Raw genomic sequence first — 18,412 nt, 5'->3', positions numbered from 1 at the left:
TTACTCCGGTTTCTTAAATCTTGGTTTAAAAGCAGCCTTTGGACGGGCAATTATTTCTTCTCCCACTGACGTATTCAATTCAGCATCCGCCTGCGCAAGATCCTTTACCGCATATTCCATTTTATTTAAAGCATCATAGGCACTTTGTGGAATACCAACGCGGACTTTGGGTAAGGATACCTGTGGCTTTACCCATTCCAGATCTCCTTTTTTCCAGACAAACACTAGTCCGAGAACCAAAATCCCAATAAACATGGCCATTTCAACCAACGTAAACCACCCCCAGCGTCCATCTGCAGCGATATAATCTGACTGACCAAATACAGTTGCCCACGGAAAAATAAAAATAAGCTCCACATCAAAGAGCAGAAAAACAAGCGCAATGACATAAAATCTCGGGTTAAACTGTACCCAGGACGATCCAATGGGTTCTTCACCGCATTCATAAGTACCGGATTTGATGGGATTATTTTTTTTTGGAGAGATTAGGCGTGCTAGAAAAATGGTCGCACAGACTAACAGCGCCCCTACCAATAGAATGATAAGGATTTTGCCGTATTCCGATAATTGCGCGGGGTCATCCATAATGAATACAAATTTAACAATTATTTCCTTTACTCGAGTGAGGAACTTGAAATTACGAAATATTTATCAGAAAAATAGGGCATTATATCATGATACAATGCCCTATTGAAAATGGTAGTTTTGTTGCTTTTACATGTTTTACATGCGTCCGGGCATTTTAGGCATATTGCGCATTAGCTTAGCCGCCATCGCCGGATTTGACATCTGTTTCATCACTTTGCGCATATCACCAAATTGCTTCAGCAACTTGTTTACCTCATTGATATCTGTACCCGATCCTTTGGCAATCCGCATACGACGCTTTTGATCGATGACATCCGGATTCTCGCGTTCAAAAGGTGTCATGGAATCAATAATGGCTTCAATAGGCTTAAATGCATTGTCGTCCACCTCAATATCCTTCATCGCTTTGCCCACTCCAGGGATCATCCCCATCAGATCCTTCATGTTACCCATCTTTTTGATCTGCTGTATCTGGGATTTAAAATCGTTAAAATCAAATTTATTTTTGCGGATCTTCTTCTGAAGTTCAGCCGCTTGTTTTTCGTCAAATTGCTGCTGCGCGCGTTCTACCAAGGATACAACATCACCCATCCCTAAAATACGGGATGCCATACGGTCAGGGTGAAATACGTCCAGCGCATCCATTTTCTCGCCTGTACCGATAAACTTTATCGGCTTATTGACGACAGATTTAATGGATAAAGCCGCACCACCACGAGTATCACCGTCCAGCTTGGTCAAGACTACCCCGGTAAAATCCAGACGGTCATTGAACGTCTTGGCAGTATTGACAGCATCCTGACCGGTCATGGAGTCGACAACAAACAGAATTTCATCCGGCTTTGTCGCTTCTTTGACAGCAGTAATTTCCACCATCAATGGCTCATCAACCGCCAAACGACCTGCCGTATCGATAATGACAATATTATTGCCATTTCGTTTCGCTTCCTCTACACCAGCTTTAGCAATAGCAATCGGATCAGTGGATTCCCTATTCACATATACCGGGACACCAACCTGTTCAGCTAAAACTTCCAGCTGATCGATCGCAGCAGGACGATATACGTCGCCAGCAACCAGCAAGGGCTTTTTATTTTTCTTATCTTTCAGGTACAATGCCAATTTACCAGAAAACGTAGTCTTACCCGCACCGTTCAATCCTGCAATCAGAATAACGGTCGGATTTTTTCCGGTTTCCAACTCTGTAACAGATCCCCCCATCAGTTCTGTCAGCTCATCATTCATGATTTTTGTCAGCAATTGCCCGGGAGAAATACTGGTCAATACATTTTGACCTAAAGCTTTCTGTTTTACATCATCCGTAAAAGTTTTGGCAGTTTTATAATTCACGTCGGCATCCAGCAATGCTTTGCGAATTTCTTTCATCGTTTCAGCAACGTTGATCTCGGTAATACTACCTTGTCCTTTTAATACCTTAAAGGCCCTATCTAGCTTATCTTGAAGATTTGAAAACATAAAATCTGAGTCTTATTCTATATAAACAGCAAAGTTAAAAAAATTGTCTGTAGTAACCTCATTAACACCCTATAAAAAATGCGACTATTCAAAATAATCGCATTTTTTCACACCTTATGAGTGAATGCCCCCAATACTTAGTCACTTCTGCGGCCACCAAACAAAATAGAAGCATAGTACAACAGGGTTACCAACGCACTTAGCGCAGCGACCACATAAGTCATTGCAGCCCATTTTAAAGCGTCTTTGGCACCTTCATGTTCCTCTCCATTGTATGTAACGCCGGCATGATTCAACCAGGCCAAAGCGCGATTGGATGCATCAAATTCCACCGGTAGGGTGATAAATGAAAATATGGTTGTAATGGCCAGCGCACCGACTCCCACCGCGAGTAACCAGGGATTGCCCCCAAAAGCAAACAGCATCACACCGATCATCAACACCCATGAAGTCAGCTTAGATGCAACGTTGACCATGGGTACCATCGCCGAACGAAAACCCAGCCATTTGTAAGCTTTTGCATGTTGTACCGCGTGCCCGCATTCGTGGGCTGCTACTGCCGCCGCAGCTACACTACGCCCGCTATACACCTCCGGACTAAGGTTAACCGTTTTGTCTGAAGGATTATAATGGTCGCCAAGACGGTCTGGAATAGACAACACCTGCACATCATATATACCATTATCATGAAGCATCTTTTGTGCTATTTCAGCACCCGACATACCGTTCGATAACGGCATCTCTGAATACTTTTTAAATTTGTTTCTAAATCTTGTTTGGACGATCAGGCTCACCACCATGATTCCAATAAATAAAATCCAGTACATAGTTTCTAATTATATTTTTTTATATCAAGTACACCTTTATACATCAAAGTACGTTCCACGACGTACATTCCTGACAATTTAACTCATCCGCCCTGCACTCGGCGCAAAAAAGCGGTCAAAACCACCCCTCGGCGCATACTGAGATGACATTTTAACATTATAAATTTACGGAATATGGCGATCTTATACTAGCTTTTATACAGAATATTGATACTTCATATGGAAGAACCCGGTGTCAACAGTAGAAATATGGCTTAGGAAACTGCCGCTGGTCAGCAGCAAACACCAGAGGTGTGTAGAAGGAAAGTGCATGATATGCACCTTCCTTATGGTATTCTTAATAACCCATCTGGAGGGTAAGATCGGTTCCCTCGATCATTTTTCGCAGGTTGCTCAGCGCATAGCGCATCCTGCCCAGAGCCGTATTGATACTCACCTCGGTGATTTCGGCTATATCCTTGAAGCTCATGTCACAGAAATGACGCATGATTAGAACCTCCTTCTGGTCATCCGGCAGCTTCTGGATCATCTTCTTCAGATCCACATCCACCTGTTGTTTCAGCATCTTTGACTCGGTGCTCTCATCGCTGAATTCAAGTACCTCAAAGATATCAAAGCCGTCCGCATTAACAATACTGGGGGCGCGCTTTGCTTTCCTGAAGAAGTCAACAATCATGTTATGAGCAATACGTATAGCCCATGGCAGAAATTTCCCTTCTTCATTATATTTACCGGATTTTAATGTGTTGATGATTTTGATGAAAGTCTCCTGGAAAATATCTTCAGCAAGATATTCGTCTTTCACTTTCATATATATAGAGGTATAAATTTTCGATTTATAACGATTCAACAATGCCTCAAGGCCGGACTCATGGCCATCGACATACATTTGGATCAATTCTTGATCACTCTTACTTTTCAAAAGTCTCATACGTCACTTACTTTTTTAGCAGTTCGCAAATAAAATTATCAGTTCTGTTTTAAAATGTAAATGTTTGTCGTATAGTTATCCTTTCTTATTGTAAAACAATCAATTAATGTTATTCCAAATTACCGTAAAATTATTGAGTAATCAAATTTTTACATTTTATTTTAAGATTTTTTAACATTTACAGTCCATTCTTCCACCGATCATCAGCCCCCAGATAACCACAGCTGATGATGACTATTCTCGCGATTTATCTTTTGCCTCCCCCTCCTGCCCGTTTACTTTATCGATAAATCCAGTACTGTCTTCTCCCGTTCCAGTACATATACTTATCAACACCTTACACGATAAGGTCCCAGCAGGCAAAAAAAAAGCGGAGTCTCCTGTTCGGCGACTCCGCTGCTATGTATCTGATATAATAAATATTTATTTATATAACGGAAACTGCGCCATCATCGCTTTTACCTTACCATGGATTTTATCCAATGCAGCGTCATCCGAAGCATTTTTCAGTGCTTCATCAATCAGCTCACCGATCTGAACAATTTCATTTTCTTTGATACCGCGTGTTGTAATCGCAGCCGTACCAAAACGAACACCCGAGGTCACGAACGGTGAACGTGTGTCGAAAGGTACCATATTCTTGTTGGTGGTGATACCCGCTTTACCCAACACCGCTTCTGCTTCTTTACCTGAAATATCCTTGTTGCGCAAATCGACTAGCATCAGGTGATTGTCAGTACCACCAGAGATAATTTTATAATCTCTGTCTACGAAAAACTTCGCTAAAGCCGCAGCATTTTTCTTCACCTGAACAATATACTCCATATAGTCGTCCGATAGCGCTTCGCCATAAGCAATAGCTTTTGCAGCGATGGTATGCTCCAGAGGTCCGCCCTGAGTACCTGGGAAAACCGCTAAATCCAGCAATTGGGTCATTGTGCGGATTTCACCTTTTGGTGTTTTGATGCCCCATGGGTTTTCGAAGTCCTTACCGACCATGATCATACCACCACGTGGACCGCGCAACGTTTTGTGTGTGGTGGTCGTGACGATGTGACAATGCGGAAGCGGATCGTTCAATAAGCCACGCGCGATCAAACCCGCAGGGTGAGAAATGTCTGCCATTAAGATCGCACCGATCTCATCGGCAACTTTACGGATGCGCGCATAGTCCCAGTCACGCGAGTAAGCCGAAGCACCACAAATGATCATTTTCGGTTTTTCACGAAGGGCAGTTTCTTCCAGCTGCTCGTAATCGATCAAACCTGTATCTTCTTTTACACCATAAAATAATGGCTGGTAGATCTTCCCGGAAAGGTTTGCGGGAGAACCATGTGTCAGGTGACCTCCATGAGATAGATCAAGGCCCAGGATTTTATCGCCCGGTTTGATAGTCGCCAAAAATACAGCAGCATTCGCCTGAGCGCCAGAGTGAGGCTGCACGTTTACCCATTCAGCGCCGAAAAGCTGTTTTGCACGGTCGATCGCAATACTCTCAATCTCATCCACAACTTCACAGCCACCATAATAGCGCTTTCCTGGCAGGCCTTCTGCATATTTATTTGTCAACACTGAACCAGCAGCTTCCATCACTTGCTTTGACACAAAGTTTTCAGAAGCAATTAATTCAATACCTTCCTCTTGGCGTTTCAGCTCATCAGCTATCAAATTAAAAATGGCTTGATCTCTTTCCATTGTTTTTAAATGTTGTAAAGTAAATTTTGTATTTTATTTTAATGCCTCAAAGATAGCATATTCCATAAAGAATATCGACAAAAACCCATATTTTATTAAATGTTCTCAATGAAAACCCCCATATTGATGCGAATCGGCTAATCAGCTGTATATCTCCCGGAAAATATAGCAATAGGTTCATGAAAAGGGTTAGAACGAATGTTTTGAAAATGTCAAAAAATTCTTATACAACCAATTGCCATAAAAAATATGTATTTTTGTTATGAATTGGCTAAAACAATGATCAAGATGAGTACAGAACAGACAGCAATTGCTCCGATCTCCTTAACGCCGGGCGCAATCAAGGAACTCCATAAATTAAAGGATCAACAAGAAATTTCTGATGATTTTGGCCTACGTGTGGGCGTAGAAGGCGGTGGTTGCTCCGGCATGAATTATGTTCTTGGCTTTGACCAGAAAAAAGACGGAGACAACGAGTATGAGATCGAAGGTATTCGAATCTTCATGAATAAAGCTCATGGCTTATATTTAGCGGGCATGGAAATTGATTTCAGATCAGGACTCGATGCGAGAGGATTTACATTTAACAACCCCAACGCGACAAGTACCTGCGGCTGTGGAAGCAGCTTTTCTGCCTAAATAAGACGTATACCGTTTCAACAAATAAGAGGCCGCACTTAGCGGTCTTTTTTTTTTGCAAACATTAGCTGTTTTGATCCTTCACATAATTCATGGTGTTCATTCGAAAAATGATCTTCACTGCCATTTAATGATATTAGCGCAACAAAGGCCTCTTTCTTTTTCCATCATAAATCACTAAATTAGCGACCTTTAGAAAAGAAGCATACAAGAGTCTGATGTACAAAGAATATAAGCAGTTAAATTTGCCAGAAATCGGCAAAGAGATTTTGACCCGTTGGGAACAGGAAAAAATATTCGAAAAAAGTATCCATAATCGCCCCGAAAGCAAATCCTATACATTTTATGAAGGCCCGCCTTCTGCAAATGGGATGCCGGGCATCCACCACGTGATGGCGCGTACCATTAAAGATATTTTCTGTCGTTACAAGACATTGAAAGGCTACCAGGTAAAACGCAAGGGAGGTTGGGATACCCATGGTCTACCGATTGAGCTGGCTGTGGAAAAGGCTCTCGGCATTACCAAGGAAGATATCGGCAAAAAGATTACAGTAGAAGAATATAACAATGCCTGCCGCAAGGAAGTCATGAAATATACAGATGTATGGAACGACCTGACCACAAAAATGGGTTACTGGGTCGATCTTGAGCATCCGTATATCACTTATAAAAATGAGTATATCGAAACCTTGTGGTATCTGTTAAAAGAACTGTATAAAAAAGGGCTTTTGTACAAGGGCTATACTATTCAGCCGTATTCACCTGCTGCCGGCACCGGCTTAAGTTCTCATGAACTTAACCAACCGGGTACTTACAAAGACGTCAAAGACACGACGATCATTGCGGAATTTAGACTGATCAAGTCGCAGCTCCATCCAGCGATCGGAAAGTTGGTCGATGATGAAGACGAGGACGTCGCATTCATCGCCTGGACAACCACCCCATGGACCCTGCCTTCCAATACGGCATTGGTCGTAGGCAAGAAAATAAACTACGTAAAAGTCAGGACCTTCAATAAGTATACCGGAGCACCTGTATCCGTGATATTGGCAAAGGATCTTATCAGCAAACATTTTAAAGCCGAAGGCGAAAATGCGTCCTTCCAGGACTATAAACTGGGCGACAAAATCATCCCCTGGGAAGTAGCCGCTGAGTTTGTTGGTGAAGAACTAGTCGGTTTGCGTTACGAACAATTGCTGCCATACATTACCAATGAAGATCTGCAAAAAAATGCGTTCCGTGTCATTCCGGGGGATTTTGTGACCACCGAAGACGGAACAGGTATCGTTCACGCGGCACCTACTTATGGTGCTGATGACTTTAGAGTAGCCAAAGAACATGGTGTACCGGGGATTTTGGTGAAAGACGAAAATGGTAAAGATGTCCCAACCGTAGACCGTACCGGCCGTTTTGTGAAGGAAATTACCGACTTTGCAGGACGCTTTGTCAAAGAAGAATATTACAGTGCAGAAGAGCGCGCAAAGGAGGATTTTAAACCCACCGATGTCCTTATTTCGATCAAGCTGAAGGAAGACAACAAGGCTTTTGATGTGAAGAAATATGAACACACATACCCACATTGCTGGCGTACCGACAAGCCTGTACTTTATTATCCGTTAGATAGCTGGTTTATCCGTACCACCGCCGTAAAAGAAGATCTGGTGGCATTAAATAAAACGATCAACTGGAAGCCTGAAGCTACAGGGACCGGCCGTTTTGGCAATTGGCTGGAAAACCTGGTGGACTGGAACCTCTCCCGCTCGCGTTATTGGGGGACTCCGTTGCCGATCTGGCGTTCGGAAGACGAAAATGAAGAAATCTGTGTCGGTTCACTGCCCGAGCTTAGATCGCTATTAGAAGCTTCCCTGACTTCGGATGTGTTATCGGAGGAAGAGAAAGCAAAAAATAAAGCATATCTGGATAAGTTCGATACCGAACATCTGGATCTGCACCGCCCTTATGTTGACGATATTATTCTGGTTTCGGATGCTGGCCAAAAATTATTCCGCGAACCGGATCTAATTGACGTTTGGTTTGATTCAGGCGCAATGCCGTATGCGCAATGGGGTCTGGATCACGAGAAACTGGCCAAAGGCGAGGAGTTTCCTTTTAAAGCAGGATTTGACCACGCTTATCCAGCAGATTTTATCGCTGAGGGAGTTGACCAGACACGTGGTTGGTTTTTTACCCTCCACGCGATATCGACCATGATGTACAAATCGGTTTCTTTCAAAAACGTTGTTTCCAATGGTCTGGTGCTCGACAAGAATGGCAACAAAATGTCCAAACGTCTGGGGAATGGCGTAGATCCATTTGCAACGATCGATCAGTATAGTGCGGATGCAACGCGCTGGTATATGATCAGCAATGCTGCACCATGGGATAATTTGAAGTTCAACATGGAAGGCCTGGACGAAGTGCGCCGTAAGTTTTTCGGTACCTTATATAATACATATGCATTTTTCGCACTCTATGCCAACATCGATAAATTCGCTTACACCGAACCAGATATTGCCTTAGAGAATCGTCCCGAGATCGACCGCTGGATTATCTCCTTATTAAATTCACTAACCAAAGAGGTGGATGAATACCTCGCGGACTACGAGCCTACCAAAGCTGCCAGGGCGATCCAGAATTTTGTTGACGAACATCTAAGCAACTGGTATGTTCGTCTCTGCCGCCGTCGTTTCTGGAAAGGCGAATATAGCGAAGATAAAATCTCTGCATACCAGACGCTTTATACCTGTCTTGATACCATCGCGAAGTTGATGTCACCGATATCACCATTCTTTTCTGACAGGCTATTTTTGGATCTAAATGCAGCGACAGGCAAAGAGCAGGTCGAATCTGTTCACCTATCCAACTTCCCAGTATACAACGAAGCTTTAGTAGACAAGGATCTCGAAGAACGCATGGCGCTGGCCCAGGACATTTCGTCCCTGACATTGTCTTTACGGAAGAAAACATCAATCAATGTACGTCAGCCGTTAAACAAAATTCTTGTTCCGGTCCTCGACAGTGCCTTTCAGGAGAAAGTTGAAAAAGTAAAAGATTTGATACTTTCTGAAACAAATATTAAAGATATCGAGTTTATTTCCGACACCACAGGTATCATTAAGAAAAAAATAAAACCGAATTTTAAAGCTCTTGGCGCGAAAGTTGGTAAGGATATGAAGTTAGTCTCTTCATCTATCCAATCGTTGACGGCAGATCAAATAAGCACATTGGAATCAACTGGCGAGTTAGCTTTAGCGGACACGCCGTATACGATCTTATTGAGCGATGTAGAAATCATAGCAGAAGATGTGGAAGGATGGCAGGTAGCAAACTTGGGTAAGTTGACCGTAGCATTAGATATTCATATCACCGAAGAATTGAAGAAAGAAGGTTTATCGCGTGAGCTGATCAACCGCCTGCAAAATCTGAGGAAAGAAAAAGGGTTTGAAGTCACAGATAGAATTCATGTAAAGTTAACAATGGTGCCCGAAGTGACAGATGCAGCCAACGAAAATTTATCGTATATTTGCACCGAAATTCTAGCCGATACATTGGTATTTGAAGATTCACTAACTGAAGGAGAGACCATCGAAATCGATGGCAAAGAACTTAAGGCATTAATCCAAAAAAATTAAATTATGGCAAACAACAACGAGAAAACACGCTATAGCGATTCAGAATTACAAGAATTTAAAGAGATTATCTTGGACAAGCTTAGAATAGCAAAAGAAGAGCTTTCCTCGTTGACCGCAACGCTCAACAACAGCAATGCGAATGGCACAGACGATACCGCAGGTACTTACAAAACGTTGGAAGACGGGTCCGCAACCTTGGAAAAAGAACAGACCAATCAGCTGGCTGCACGTCAGAAGAAGTTTATTGACAACCTTGAGGCGGCATTGGTACGCATCGAGAACAAGACTTATGGTATCTGCAGAGAAACAGGAAAACTGATTCAAAAAGAGCGTTTAAAAGCTGTTCCACACACAACGTTGAGCATCGAAGCGAAAAACAAACAATATTAATTTGATAAAAATCATATGGTCTTTGCTTAGGCAAAGACCATTTTTATAACACAATGAAGGGTTATACTAAACCAGTCGCACTGATTGTCGCGATTCTTTTAATCGACCAGCTGTCAAAAATATGGGTCAAACTCTCAATGACAATTGGGCAGAGCCATCATATTCTGGGCAAATTCTTCCAGATCCATTTCATTGAGAACAATGGGATGGCCTATGGAATGGAATTTGGAGGTGACTATGGAAAACTTTTTCTAACCGTATTCCGGATATTAGCCGTAGCCGGTATCGGATATGGACTGCACTATATGATCAAGAATAAGTATAACCGCGGCTTTATCTTAAATGTCGCGCTCATTCTTGCTGGCGCTTTGGGCAACATTATCGATTCGGCTTTCTATGGGGTCATTTTTAGTGAAAGTACCTGGTACGATAAAGCCACCTTGTTCCCAGCCGGAGGTGGTTATTCCTCCTTTCTTCATGGAAAGGTTGTGGATATGCTTTACTTTCCACTAATTGAAGGTACCTTCCCGACATGGGTTCCTTTCTGGGGCGGCGAAGAGTTTCTGTTCTTTAGGCCAGTGTTTAACGTGGCAGATTCCGCTATATCGGTAGGCGTAGTGCTGATCCTTTTGTTCCAAAAGCGGTATTTCAAAACAGAAAAAGAAGAGAAACCAAGTATTCATAGTGAAATCGTCGAAGATTAACGATTACGATCTTATAAAAGCCTTGTTAATCTCAAGGCTTTTCTTTTTTCTTACGTAATGTAGTACACAGGCTCGGTCGCAGGCGTACAAGTGCAAGTCTATCTACTAAATGTCAAATCAAAAAAATGAAAAACATAAGTATGTTCCTAAGCATCTGCTGCTTTATCCTATTCAAGTCGGTGCATGCACAGCAGATTGAAATCCCGAATTTAAAAAAGCATATTTATTACCTAGCCGATGATAAGATGAAAGGCAGGGGTACAGGTAGCAAAGAGGTATTTAAAGCAGCAGATTATATTGAAAAGGAATTTAAGAAATATAAATTGCAGCCAAGAGGAGAAAAAGGTTACCGCCAGTCTTTCAAAGCGAAGGTTTGGAAGGTGAAAGTCGCGGACAGCATCCGCAATGCCGATAATATTATTGGCTATCTTGACAATGGAGCCGAGCTGACAATTGTTGTAGGTGCGCATTATGACCATTTGGGCATGGGTGGTCAAGGCAGTTCGAAAGATTCTCTAGGTGTAGGAAAAATACATAACGGCGCTGATGATAACGCTTCAGGTACAGCAGGTTTGCTAGAACTAGCCCGTTATTTTAGCAGCAATAATGTAAAGGAACCTTATAATCTATTGTTTATCGCATTCGGGGCTGAAGAACTGGGTTTGGTCGGGTCTAAATACTTTACCGAACACCCTACCCTTCCGCTGGAAAAAATCACAGCAATGCTCAATATGGATATGATCGGGCGGTACAATCCCGCCAATGGCCTTGCTGTCATCGGCTATGGCACGAGCAGCCAATGGCCGACCATATTCAATGATATTCAGGCGCCGATTAAATTCAATCTAAGCAAAGATGGTAATGGCGGTTCGGACCAAACTTCTTTTTACAAAAAGAATATCCCGGTTTTATTTTTCCACACCGGAGGCCATCCCGACTATCATATGCCGACGGATGACGCGGAAAAGATTGATTATGAAGCATTAAAGGCCATTCTCGATCTGGAAAAGGATGTGATTAACAATATCATGAAACAATCCGCCAAAATGGATTTTATCTGGACCAACTAAAGCAACTTGTATGAAAAAGATTCTCGTTACCGGTTCCAATGGATTCTTGGGCCAGAAGGTGGTAGATCTACTGTCCAAAGCCCCTCAATATGAAGTGGTCGCTATTTCAAAAAGTGCCAATAGGAACCCCAACCAGGAGGGCTATGATTTCAGCCAGGTTGATTTATTAGATAAAGACAGCGTGGATCACTTTTTATCGGCCCATGTTTTTGATGCTATCATCCATACGGCTGCTATGACCAGTGTAGAAGCTTGCGAAGCTGACAAAACAGCCTGTCAGCGGCTTAATGTGGATCTGGTTGAGACCTTGGCCAGCTATTGCGCAAAAAATAATACGCAGCTGATCCATCTTTCGACGGACTTTGTATTTGATGGTAGGAAGGGTAGCCTTTACATAGAAGATGATATTCCCAATCCGCAAAGTGAATACGGAAAAAGTAAATATGCTTCTGAGCAAATCTTATTAAAGACACATTGCCGTTTTGCCATCCTGCGCACCATTTTGGTATACGGTATCAATGCCGATCCCAATCGTTCCAATTTAGTGTTGTGGGCCAAAGGTAAATTATCTCAGGGGGAGGCTATAAAAGTAGTAAACGATCAATGGAGAATGCCTACTTTTGTAGATGATCTGGCCTACGCCTGTCAGCTGGCCATCGAAAGAAAGGCACAGGGAATTTTTCATATTTCAGGTTCCGAGCTGATGTCCATAAGCGAGGCCGTGTATCGGATCGCAGATTATTGGAAGCTGGATACGACATTGATCTCAGAAATCAGTGCGGCGAGTATCGGGCAAGCCGATAACAGACCTCGTCAGACGGGATTTGATGGCAATAAATCCAAAGAAGAATTGGGCTATGTTCCAACTCCTTTTCGTAAATCTTTAGAGATAATTGACAAACAGTACAACGAATATAGAAGATAATGGCAAAAACGATATTAGAGAAATTTGCGCGAGAGTCCTACACCGAGATGAACGAATTAGTCCTGCCAAATGATACCAATACGTTCGGCAATCTAATGGGAGGCCGTCTGCTCTACTGGATGGATATCTGCTCAGCCATTGCCGCGCAAAAGCATTGTAGCAATGTAGTGGTAACGGTTTCTGTGGACAATGTTTCTTTCAAGCGATCCATCAAACTGGGAGAGGTCGTGACCATCCAAGCTCAGGTAACACGCGCCTTTAACAGTTCATTGGAGGTCAGGATGGAAATCTTCGCTTCTAATTTACCCGAGGGCACACGGGTAAAAACCAATGAGGCCTACTATACCTTTGTTGCGGTTGACGCCGATAATAATCCCAAAGCAGTGCCTGCCCTGGTTCCGGAGACGGAGTCAGAACTCAAAGCTTACGAAGACGCTCTTCAACGCAGGGAGCTGCGTTTAATTCTCGCCGGTAAACTTAAACCCGAGAATGCCAAAAAGTTAAAAGCGTTGGTCAGTTTATTCAGTCAAAAGAACTAGCTTTTTAGTAATATAACAATAAAAAGTAAGGGACAAATCAAGGTTTGTCCCTTACTTTTTATACGGCCAGCTCGTTGTGTAAAAGCTTTGCCTTATCGTTGTCGTATCTATTGGTTGCCCAAAGCCAGGATCCTATCGAACTCTTCGGGCTTCAGCGTCATGACTGACAGCCGTCCCTGTCTGACCAAGGCAATATCCTGCAATTGCTCGTCCGCTTTGATCGCTTCCAGTGTCACGGGATTTTTTAGCGTTTCGACCGGAGCAAGATCAACAACAACCCAACGCTCATCGTCAGTGGTCGGATCCTGATAGAATTCCTTCACGACTTTAGCAACCCCAACCACCGCTTTTCCTTCGTTGCTGTGATAGAAAAGAACGAGATCCCCTTCTTTCATGGCCTTCAGGTTATTTCGGGCCTGATAGTTCCGCACCCCATCCCAAAAGGTTTGCCCATCTTTATTGAACTGCTCCCAGCTATATTTAAAGGGCTCTGATTTTACCAAAAAATATTGCATAATTCGGATTTCTTAAGATAGTTATCACTTATTGTTTTGGCATTAATACTTCCATCTTATCCGCAAAATGCGCACAATAATCACGTAAATCGCCAATAACCTTTTCCGCCATGGGATCACCGCCCGAAGCACGGATGAATGAATCTCCCAACGTCTGTAAGGTCTCATAGAAGAATCTCTTCATCTCATCGTAAGGCATATCTTTGGTCCAAAGGTCGATACGCATGGAGTTTTTGTAATGTGCATCCCATAAAGCCAGGAACATCGCTTTTGCGGGCAATTCCTCAGCATTGTCTCCATCCGTGGACGACCACATAATATTCTCTGGAACGTGGTTCTCATCCAGCTCTACTTGTAGTTTTATTTCTGCTTTCTTCATTTTAGTATATGAGTCGTGCACTCTCTCTTTTATTACTTTCTAATTTATTAACTGAATGTTGCCTTGACGATCAGACACGCTATGCTGGCCAAGACCAAAAACGCCAATTGCAATATCCACATTTTTTTATTGTCTTTGATCAGAACCCTGAACAAGATGTCGACCGCCAGCAAAAGCACCAGAAGTACTAAAAAGGCGCCCCAGGTAAACAGTGCCTTTTCGTCATCTCGATTTTCCATGACAAACCAAGCCACCAAACACGCGCTTGCGATATTTAAAGGAGTAAACCGCATGCAGCACTAACGCTTTTTAGAATTACGGTTCGTACCTGACGACCTGCTTCCAGAAGACTTCCCTTTACTTTTTGCTTTGGGCTTAAAGCCCGATGAACGCTGTGCTTCCCGCACTTCTTTCTGTTTGATGACAAATTTCTTTTCGTGGAAGGCACCCTGATAGTCCGGATCATCTTTTCGCTTTTGATTGTCAATCTCGCGGGCAATATCCTGTTTCTCCTGAAACGGAGTTTTCTCAACAACAACATCCTCAGGAATTGGATACACAGGAATACGCTGCTTGATCAGTTTCTCAATCTTCCGGATGTAGTACTTTTCGGCATCATTACAAAAAGTGATCGCATCCCCTTCATTGAATGCGCGTCCGGTACGACCAATACGATGTACGTAATCTTCAATAACGATAGGTACTTCAAAGTTGATCACATGACTCACATTCGAGACGTCCAACCCACGCGCTGCCACATCCGTAGCGACTAAAATCCGGATATTTCCTTCCTTAAACGCATTGATTGAATTGATCCGCGTATTCTGCCCTTTGTTGGCGTGAATTACCCGAACGGCCTCCTGGCCATATTTACGTTCCAGGAAATGAAAAACATTATCCGCAACCTGCTTTGTTTTACAGAAAATAATCAACCGTGTGAAAGCCTCATCGTCTTTCAAGAGGTATTGCAGCAGGTTTAGCTTCGTTTTTAGATTAGGTACAAAATACAGGGCCTGACTGACGGTTTTGGCCGGTGTCGCCTGCTCCGACACTTCGATGACCGTAGGGAAGGCCAAAAAATCACCGGCGATCTTACGCACCAGCTCGCTCATTGTCGCTGAAAACAACAGATTCTGCCGCTTGCGTGGAACGATTTCCAATACGCGATGGATTTTACTGATAAATCCCATATCCATCATTTTGTCGGCCTCATCCAAGACCAAAAACTTAAGCGATTTGACAACGATATGTCCCTCAAGATACAGGTCCAAGAACCGGCCGGGAGTCGCGACGATAATATCCACTCCTTTTTCCAATGCTTCTATCTGGGTTTTCGGTCCCAGTCCACCGTATAAAACAACGGAGCGTAAATCAAGGTAGGTCGAAAACAGCTGAATGTTTTGCTCGATCTGCATCGCCAGCTCCCGTGTAGGTGTTAAAATCAAAGCGCGCGGGTCATTCCCCTGCGCATACTTCAGCTTCATTAGCATAGGCAGCACAAATGCAGCAGTTTTTCCCGTTCCTGTTTGCGCTATGCCCATCACATCCTGTCCTGCTAATATTGGCGTAATAGCCTTTTGCTGGATCTCGGTGGGTTGTTCATATCCTGCCTCCGCGATCGCATTTAAGATCTGTCTATTGAATTTAAAATTTTCAAATGATTGCTGCATCTGACAAAGATAAGGAAAAGAGTCCACTTGACTTTCCTCGGGATGCTTTAGCACACACATTTACTTTTAATTGACATAAAAATTGGGAAATAGCACATAATAAAGTCTAATATTTTGGTTTTTAATAGAATTAAAGCATTTTTGTAGGGTACAAACAAACTTTTTATCAGGTTGATATGAAAAAATTATGGATGTGCTTGTTGCTGATTACAACAAGCTTCGCTGCATTTGCCGATGAGGGAATGTGGTTTTTAATGTATCTCAAGCGTCTAAATGAGGCTGATATGCAGAAAAAAGGTCTTCGTTTAACTGCCGAAGAGATCTACAGCATTAACAATTCCAGCTTAAAAGACGCTATCGTACAATTTGGCGGTGGTTGTACTGCTGAGATTGTTTCTGATCAGGGACTGGTATTTACAAACCATCACTGTGGTTACGGCGCAATTGCCGAACTTTCCACCCCAGAAAACGACCACCTCACAAACGGTTTCTGGGCAAAAACAAAAAGCGAGGAATTAAAACCCAAGTCGTTGTCAGTTCGCTTTTTTGTCCGTATGGATGATGTCTCCAAACGCATTCTCGGTTTAGTAAACAACAACATGCCAGAAGATGAACGCAACAAGATCATCGCTGCCGAGATCGCTAAAATCCAAAAGGAAAACAGCGAAAACGGCAAATATGTTGTAGAAGTAAAATCCTTCTACCAAGGCAATGAATATTACTATTTCGTTTATCAAGATTACAATGATGTGCGCTTAGTAGGTACGCCACCCAACAGCATCGGTAAATTTGGAGGAGATACGGACAACTGGGAATGGCCACGTCATACCGGTGATTTTTCAATTTTCCGCGTTTACGCAGATAAAAATGGTAACCCTGCCGAATACTCGCAAGACAACGTGCCGTTAAAACCTAAACACTTCTTACCTGTCAGCCTAAAAGGCATACAGGAAGGCGATTTTGCCATGATCTTAGGTTATCCTGGCCGTACCAACCGTTGGATGCCTTCAGGGGGTATCAACCAGAATGTTAAGTTTGCTTATCCAGCATGGGTTGAAGCCTCTAAAACGGGTATGGATGCCATGAAAAAATTTATGGACCAAGATCAGGCTGTGAAGCTGAACTACGCTTCCAAATACTCACAGGTAGCCAATTATTGGAAAAACCGTCAAGGAATGATCGATGCGCTAAGCCTGCATAAAACGGCCGATACAAAAGCTAAGGAAGAAGCTAAATTCGACAAATGGGCAAACAAAGCGGCTAACAAAGCCGAGTATGGTGATGTGATCAAAACCATCAATGCTTATTACGCTGCGACAAACGAGAATGCCAGACACGATAACTACCTAATGGGAATGTTGCGTTCAAGTGCGATCGCTGCATTGCCTTACTCCATAGGTTCAGGATTGGAAGTATATACTGCTGGTGACGAGTCAAGAAGAAAGGAGATTCTTCCAAGATTAAAAGCAGCTATCGACGCTGGTTACGAAAAAATGTATTTGCCTTTGGAAGAGCAGGTACTGATCGATGAGTTGAATCTGTACGCCAAAAAGGCGGGCAAAATCGCACCATATATTGCTGAACTGGCGGCGAAAAACAACAATGATTTTACCGCATATATCAAAGAGGCGGTGAAGAACAGTATTTTTGCATCTGCAGAACGTTTAAACAATTACCTCGAGAATCCAAATGCTACCGCCCTGGCCAACGATCCTCTTTATAAACTATCTTCAGCACTGATCGCGAAATATCGTGAAGAAGATCCGGCATTAAAAGCGCAACATGATAAATTTGAGGCAGCTTACCGTAAATATGTAGCTGGAGTACTGGCTTCAAACCCTAAAGGCAAGTTCTATCCAGATGCCAATAGTACGTTGCGCTTATCCTACGGCACGATCAAAGGCTTACCAAAGGATCCCCGAAACGATGCTGACAAAAACTATTACACCACACTTAAAGGAACAATTGCCAAGTACAAAAAAGGCGATGAAGAGTTCGATTTGCCACAGCGATTGATTGATCTGTACAATAATAAGGACTATGGCCGTTACGCTGACAAAAAGGGCTATTTACCAGTAAACTTCCTCAGTGACAATGACATAACTGGCGGAAACTCGGGCTCACCCGTTATAAATGGCAACGGCGAATTAATTGGCCTAGCTTTTGATGGGAATATTGAAGCAATGGCCGGAGATGTGATCTTCGATCACAAGCTACAACGTACAATTTCAGTTGATATCCGCTATGTCTTATTTATCATCGATAAATTTGCCGGCGCAACTAACATTATTGACGAACTTAAGATTGTTGAATAGTTTTTTTTGAGCTTTTTCGATAAAAAAAAACGAAATATATTTTCTATTTGATTCGTTTTTGTATATTTAAGGAGTGTTTAGAAAAAACCATAAAAACTAAAATTATAATTATAAAAA

Annotated in this window: 17 protein-coding genes; 8 read left to right on the top strand and 9 right to left on the bottom strand. The window is 42.7% G+C overall.

Features of this window, described 5'->3' with window-relative positions; translation table 11 throughout:
• The 5 genes from K7A41_RS05495 to glyA all read right to left on the bottom strand — a co-directional run bounded on the left by K7A41_RS05495 (position 1) and on the right by glyA (position 5,517).
• A complete protein-coding gene (locus tag K7A41_RS05495; RefSeq protein ID WP_265712881.1) occupies positions 1-585 on the bottom strand; it encodes an NADH-quinone oxidoreductase subunit A in 585 nt (194 codons plus the stop codon).
• Between the two features lie 138 nt (positions 586-723).
• A complete protein-coding gene (ffh, locus tag K7A41_RS05490; protein ID WP_028072610.1) occupies positions 724-2,064 on the bottom strand; it encodes a signal recognition particle protein in 1,341 nt (446 codons plus the stop codon).
• 137 nt (positions 2,065-2,201) lie between these two features.
• Complete coding sequence (locus K7A41_RS05485; RefSeq protein ID WP_028072609.1) at positions 2,202-2,891, bottom strand: zinc metallopeptidase; 690 nt, start codon at positions 2,889-2,891, stop codon at positions 2,202-2,204.
• A 337-nt stretch (positions 2,892-3,228) separates the two neighbouring features.
• Positions 3,229-3,822, bottom strand: a complete 594-nt coding sequence (locus K7A41_RS05480; protein ID WP_028072608.1) for an RNA polymerase sigma factor — start codon at positions 3,820-3,822, stop codon at positions 3,229-3,231.
• A 423-nt stretch (positions 3,823-4,245) separates the two neighbouring features.
• Positions 4,246-5,517 (bottom strand): serine hydroxymethyltransferase, encoded by a 1,272-nt coding sequence (glyA, locus tag K7A41_RS05475; protein WP_265712880.1) that lies wholly within the window; start codon positions 5,515-5,517, stop codon positions 4,246-4,248.
• Between the two features lie 288 nt (positions 5,518-5,805).
• Between glyA and K7A41_RS05470 the strand changes: the two genes are divergently transcribed.
• The 7 genes from K7A41_RS05470 to K7A41_RS05440 all read left to right on the top strand — a co-directional run bounded on the left by K7A41_RS05470 (position 5,806) and on the right by K7A41_RS05440 (position 13,416).
• Positions 5,806-6,156: a HesB/IscA family protein gene (locus tag K7A41_RS05470; RefSeq protein WP_028072606.1), complete on the top strand. Its 351-nt coding sequence runs from the start codon at positions 5,806-5,808 to the stop codon at positions 6,154-6,156.
• Positions 6,157-6,374: 218 nt separating this feature from the next.
• Positions 6,375-9,788, top strand: coding sequence for an isoleucine--tRNA ligase (gene ileS, locus K7A41_RS05465; RefSeq protein ID WP_265712879.1), 3,414 nt, complete (start codon positions 6,375-6,377; stop codon positions 9,786-9,788).
• Between the two features lie 3 nt (positions 9,789-9,791).
• Positions 9,792-10,178, top strand: a complete 387-nt coding sequence (locus K7A41_RS05460; RefSeq protein WP_028072604.1) for a TraR/DksA family transcriptional regulator — start codon at positions 9,792-9,794, stop codon at positions 10,176-10,178.
• Between the two features lie 53 nt (positions 10,179-10,231).
• The gene (locus K7A41_RS05455) at positions 10,232-10,882 is read left to right on the top strand and encodes a lipoprotein signal peptidase (protein WP_028072603.1); all 651 of its coding nucleotides are present in this window, start codon (positions 10,232-10,234) and stop codon (positions 10,880-10,882) included.
• 125 nt (positions 10,883-11,007) lie between these two features.
• The gene (locus tag K7A41_RS05450) at positions 11,008-11,952 is read left to right on the top strand and encodes a M20/M25/M40 family metallo-hydrolase (RefSeq protein WP_028072602.1); all 945 of its coding nucleotides are present in this window, start codon (positions 11,008-11,010) and stop codon (positions 11,950-11,952) included.
• A 10-nt stretch (positions 11,953-11,962) separates the two neighbouring features.
• Positions 11,963-12,877, top strand: coding sequence for an SDR family oxidoreductase (locus tag K7A41_RS05445; RefSeq protein ID WP_265712878.1), 915 nt, complete (start codon positions 11,963-11,965; stop codon positions 12,875-12,877).
• Positions 12,877-13,416, top strand: coding sequence for an acyl-CoA thioesterase (locus K7A41_RS05440; protein ID WP_037534715.1), 540 nt, complete (start codon positions 12,877-12,879; stop codon positions 13,414-13,416). The genes K7A41_RS05445 and K7A41_RS05440 overlap by 1 nt, the downstream gene beginning before the upstream one ends.
• Before the next feature lie 107 nt (positions 13,417-13,523).
• Here K7A41_RS05440 and K7A41_RS05435 read toward each other — a convergent pair whose 3' ends face one another.
• Genes K7A41_RS05435 through K7A41_RS05420 form a run of 4 tightly spaced genes read right to left on the bottom strand, consistent with a single transcriptional unit; the run spans position 13,524 to position 15,980 of the window.
• Positions 13,524-13,931 carry an EVE domain-containing protein gene (locus tag K7A41_RS05435; protein WP_028072599.1) on the bottom strand — a complete coding sequence of 136 codons (408 nt, stop codon included), beginning with the start codon at positions 13,929-13,931 and terminating at the stop codon, positions 13,524-13,526.
• A 28-nt stretch (positions 13,932-13,959) separates the two neighbouring features.
• Entirely contained in the window at positions 13,960-14,310 is a 351-nt protein-coding gene (gene gldC, locus K7A41_RS05430; protein ID WP_028072598.1) for a gliding motility protein GldC, read from the bottom strand.
• Positions 14,311-14,357: 47 nt separating this feature from the next.
• A complete protein-coding gene (locus K7A41_RS05425; RefSeq protein ID WP_265712877.1) occupies positions 14,358-14,603 on the bottom strand; it encodes a hypothetical protein in 246 nt (81 codons plus the stop codon).
• 6 nt (positions 14,604-14,609) lie between these two features.
• Positions 14,610-15,980 (bottom strand): DEAD/DEAH box helicase, encoded by a 1,371-nt coding sequence (locus tag K7A41_RS05420; RefSeq protein WP_037534713.1) that lies wholly within the window; start codon positions 15,978-15,980, stop codon positions 14,610-14,612.
• A gap of 176 nt (positions 15,981-16,156) precedes the next feature.
• On the opposite strand from K7A41_RS05420, the gene K7A41_RS05415 reads away from it, so the two are divergent.
• Positions 16,157-18,295, top strand: a complete 2,139-nt coding sequence (locus K7A41_RS05415; RefSeq protein ID WP_028072596.1) for a S46 family peptidase — start codon at positions 16,157-16,159, stop codon at positions 18,293-18,295.
• Positions 18,296-18,412: the final 117 nt, after the last annotated feature.

This window comes from Sphingobacterium sp. InxBP1 (genome assembly GCF_026191775.1).
Lineage (GTDB): Bacteria > Bacteroidota > Bacteroidia > Sphingobacteriales > Sphingobacteriaceae > Sphingobacterium > Sphingobacterium thalpophilum.
The sequence above is the reverse complement of the archived record's forward strand: the minus strand, read 5'-3'. Positions and strand labels throughout refer to the sequence as shown.

Excerpts from the sequence above, each read along its gene's own strand:
- glyA (WP_265712880.1), bottom strand. The coding sequence starts at position 5,517 with ATGGAAAGAGATCAAGCCATTTTTAATTTGATAGCTGATGAGCTGAAA.
- K7A41_RS05470 (WP_028072606.1), top strand. The coding sequence starts at position 5,806 with ATGAGTACAGAACAGACAGCAATTGCTCCGATCTCCTTAACGCCGGGC.
- K7A41_RS05495 (WP_265712881.1), bottom strand. The coding sequence starts at position 585 with ATGGATGACCCCGCGCAATTATCGGAATACGGCAAAATCCTTATCATT.
- K7A41_RS05445 (WP_265712878.1), top strand. The coding sequence starts at position 11,963 with ATGAAAAAGATTCTCGTTACCGGTTCCAATGGATTCTTGGGCCAGAAG.
- K7A41_RS05460 (WP_028072604.1), top strand. The coding sequence starts at position 9,792 with ATGGCAAACAACAACGAGAAAACACGCTATAGCGATTCAGAATTACAA.
- K7A41_RS05420 (WP_037534713.1), bottom strand. The coding sequence starts at position 15,980 with ATGCAGCAATCATTTGAAAATTTTAAATTCAATAGACAGATCTTAAAT.
- K7A41_RS05425 (WP_265712877.1), bottom strand. The coding sequence starts at position 14,603 with ATGCGGTTTACTCCTTTAAATATCGCAAGCGCGTGTTTGGTGGCTTGG.
- K7A41_RS05480 (WP_028072608.1), bottom strand. The coding sequence starts at position 3,822 with ATGAGACTTTTGAAAAGTAAGAGTGATCAAGAATTGATCCAAATGTAT.
- gldC (WP_028072598.1), bottom strand. The coding sequence starts at position 14,310 with ATGAAGAAAGCAGAAATAAAACTACAAGTAGAGCTGGATGAGAACCAC.
- K7A41_RS05485 (WP_028072609.1), bottom strand. The coding sequence starts at position 2,891 with ATGTACTGGATTTTATTTATTGGAATCATGGTGGTGAGCCTGATCGTC.
- K7A41_RS05455 (WP_028072603.1), top strand. The coding sequence starts at position 10,232 with ATGAAGGGTTATACTAAACCAGTCGCACTGATTGTCGCGATTCTTTTA.
- K7A41_RS05415 (WP_028072596.1), top strand. The coding sequence starts at position 16,157 with ATGAAAAAATTATGGATGTGCTTGTTGCTGATTACAACAAGCTTCGCT.
- K7A41_RS05450 (WP_028072602.1), top strand. The coding sequence starts at position 11,008 with ATGAAAAACATAAGTATGTTCCTAAGCATCTGCTGCTTTATCCTATTC.
- ffh (WP_028072610.1), bottom strand. The coding sequence starts at position 2,064 with ATGTTTTCAAATCTTCAAGATAAGCTAGATAGGGCCTTTAAGGTATTA.
- K7A41_RS05440 (WP_037534715.1), top strand. The coding sequence starts at position 12,877 with ATGGCAAAAACGATATTAGAGAAATTTGCGCGAGAGTCCTACACCGAG.
- ileS (WP_265712879.1), top strand. The coding sequence starts at position 6,375 with ATGTACAAAGAATATAAGCAGTTAAATTTGCCAGAAATCGGCAAAGAG.
- K7A41_RS05435 (WP_028072599.1), bottom strand. The coding sequence starts at position 13,931 with ATGCAATATTTTTTGGTAAAATCAGAGCCCTTTAAATATAGCTGGGAG.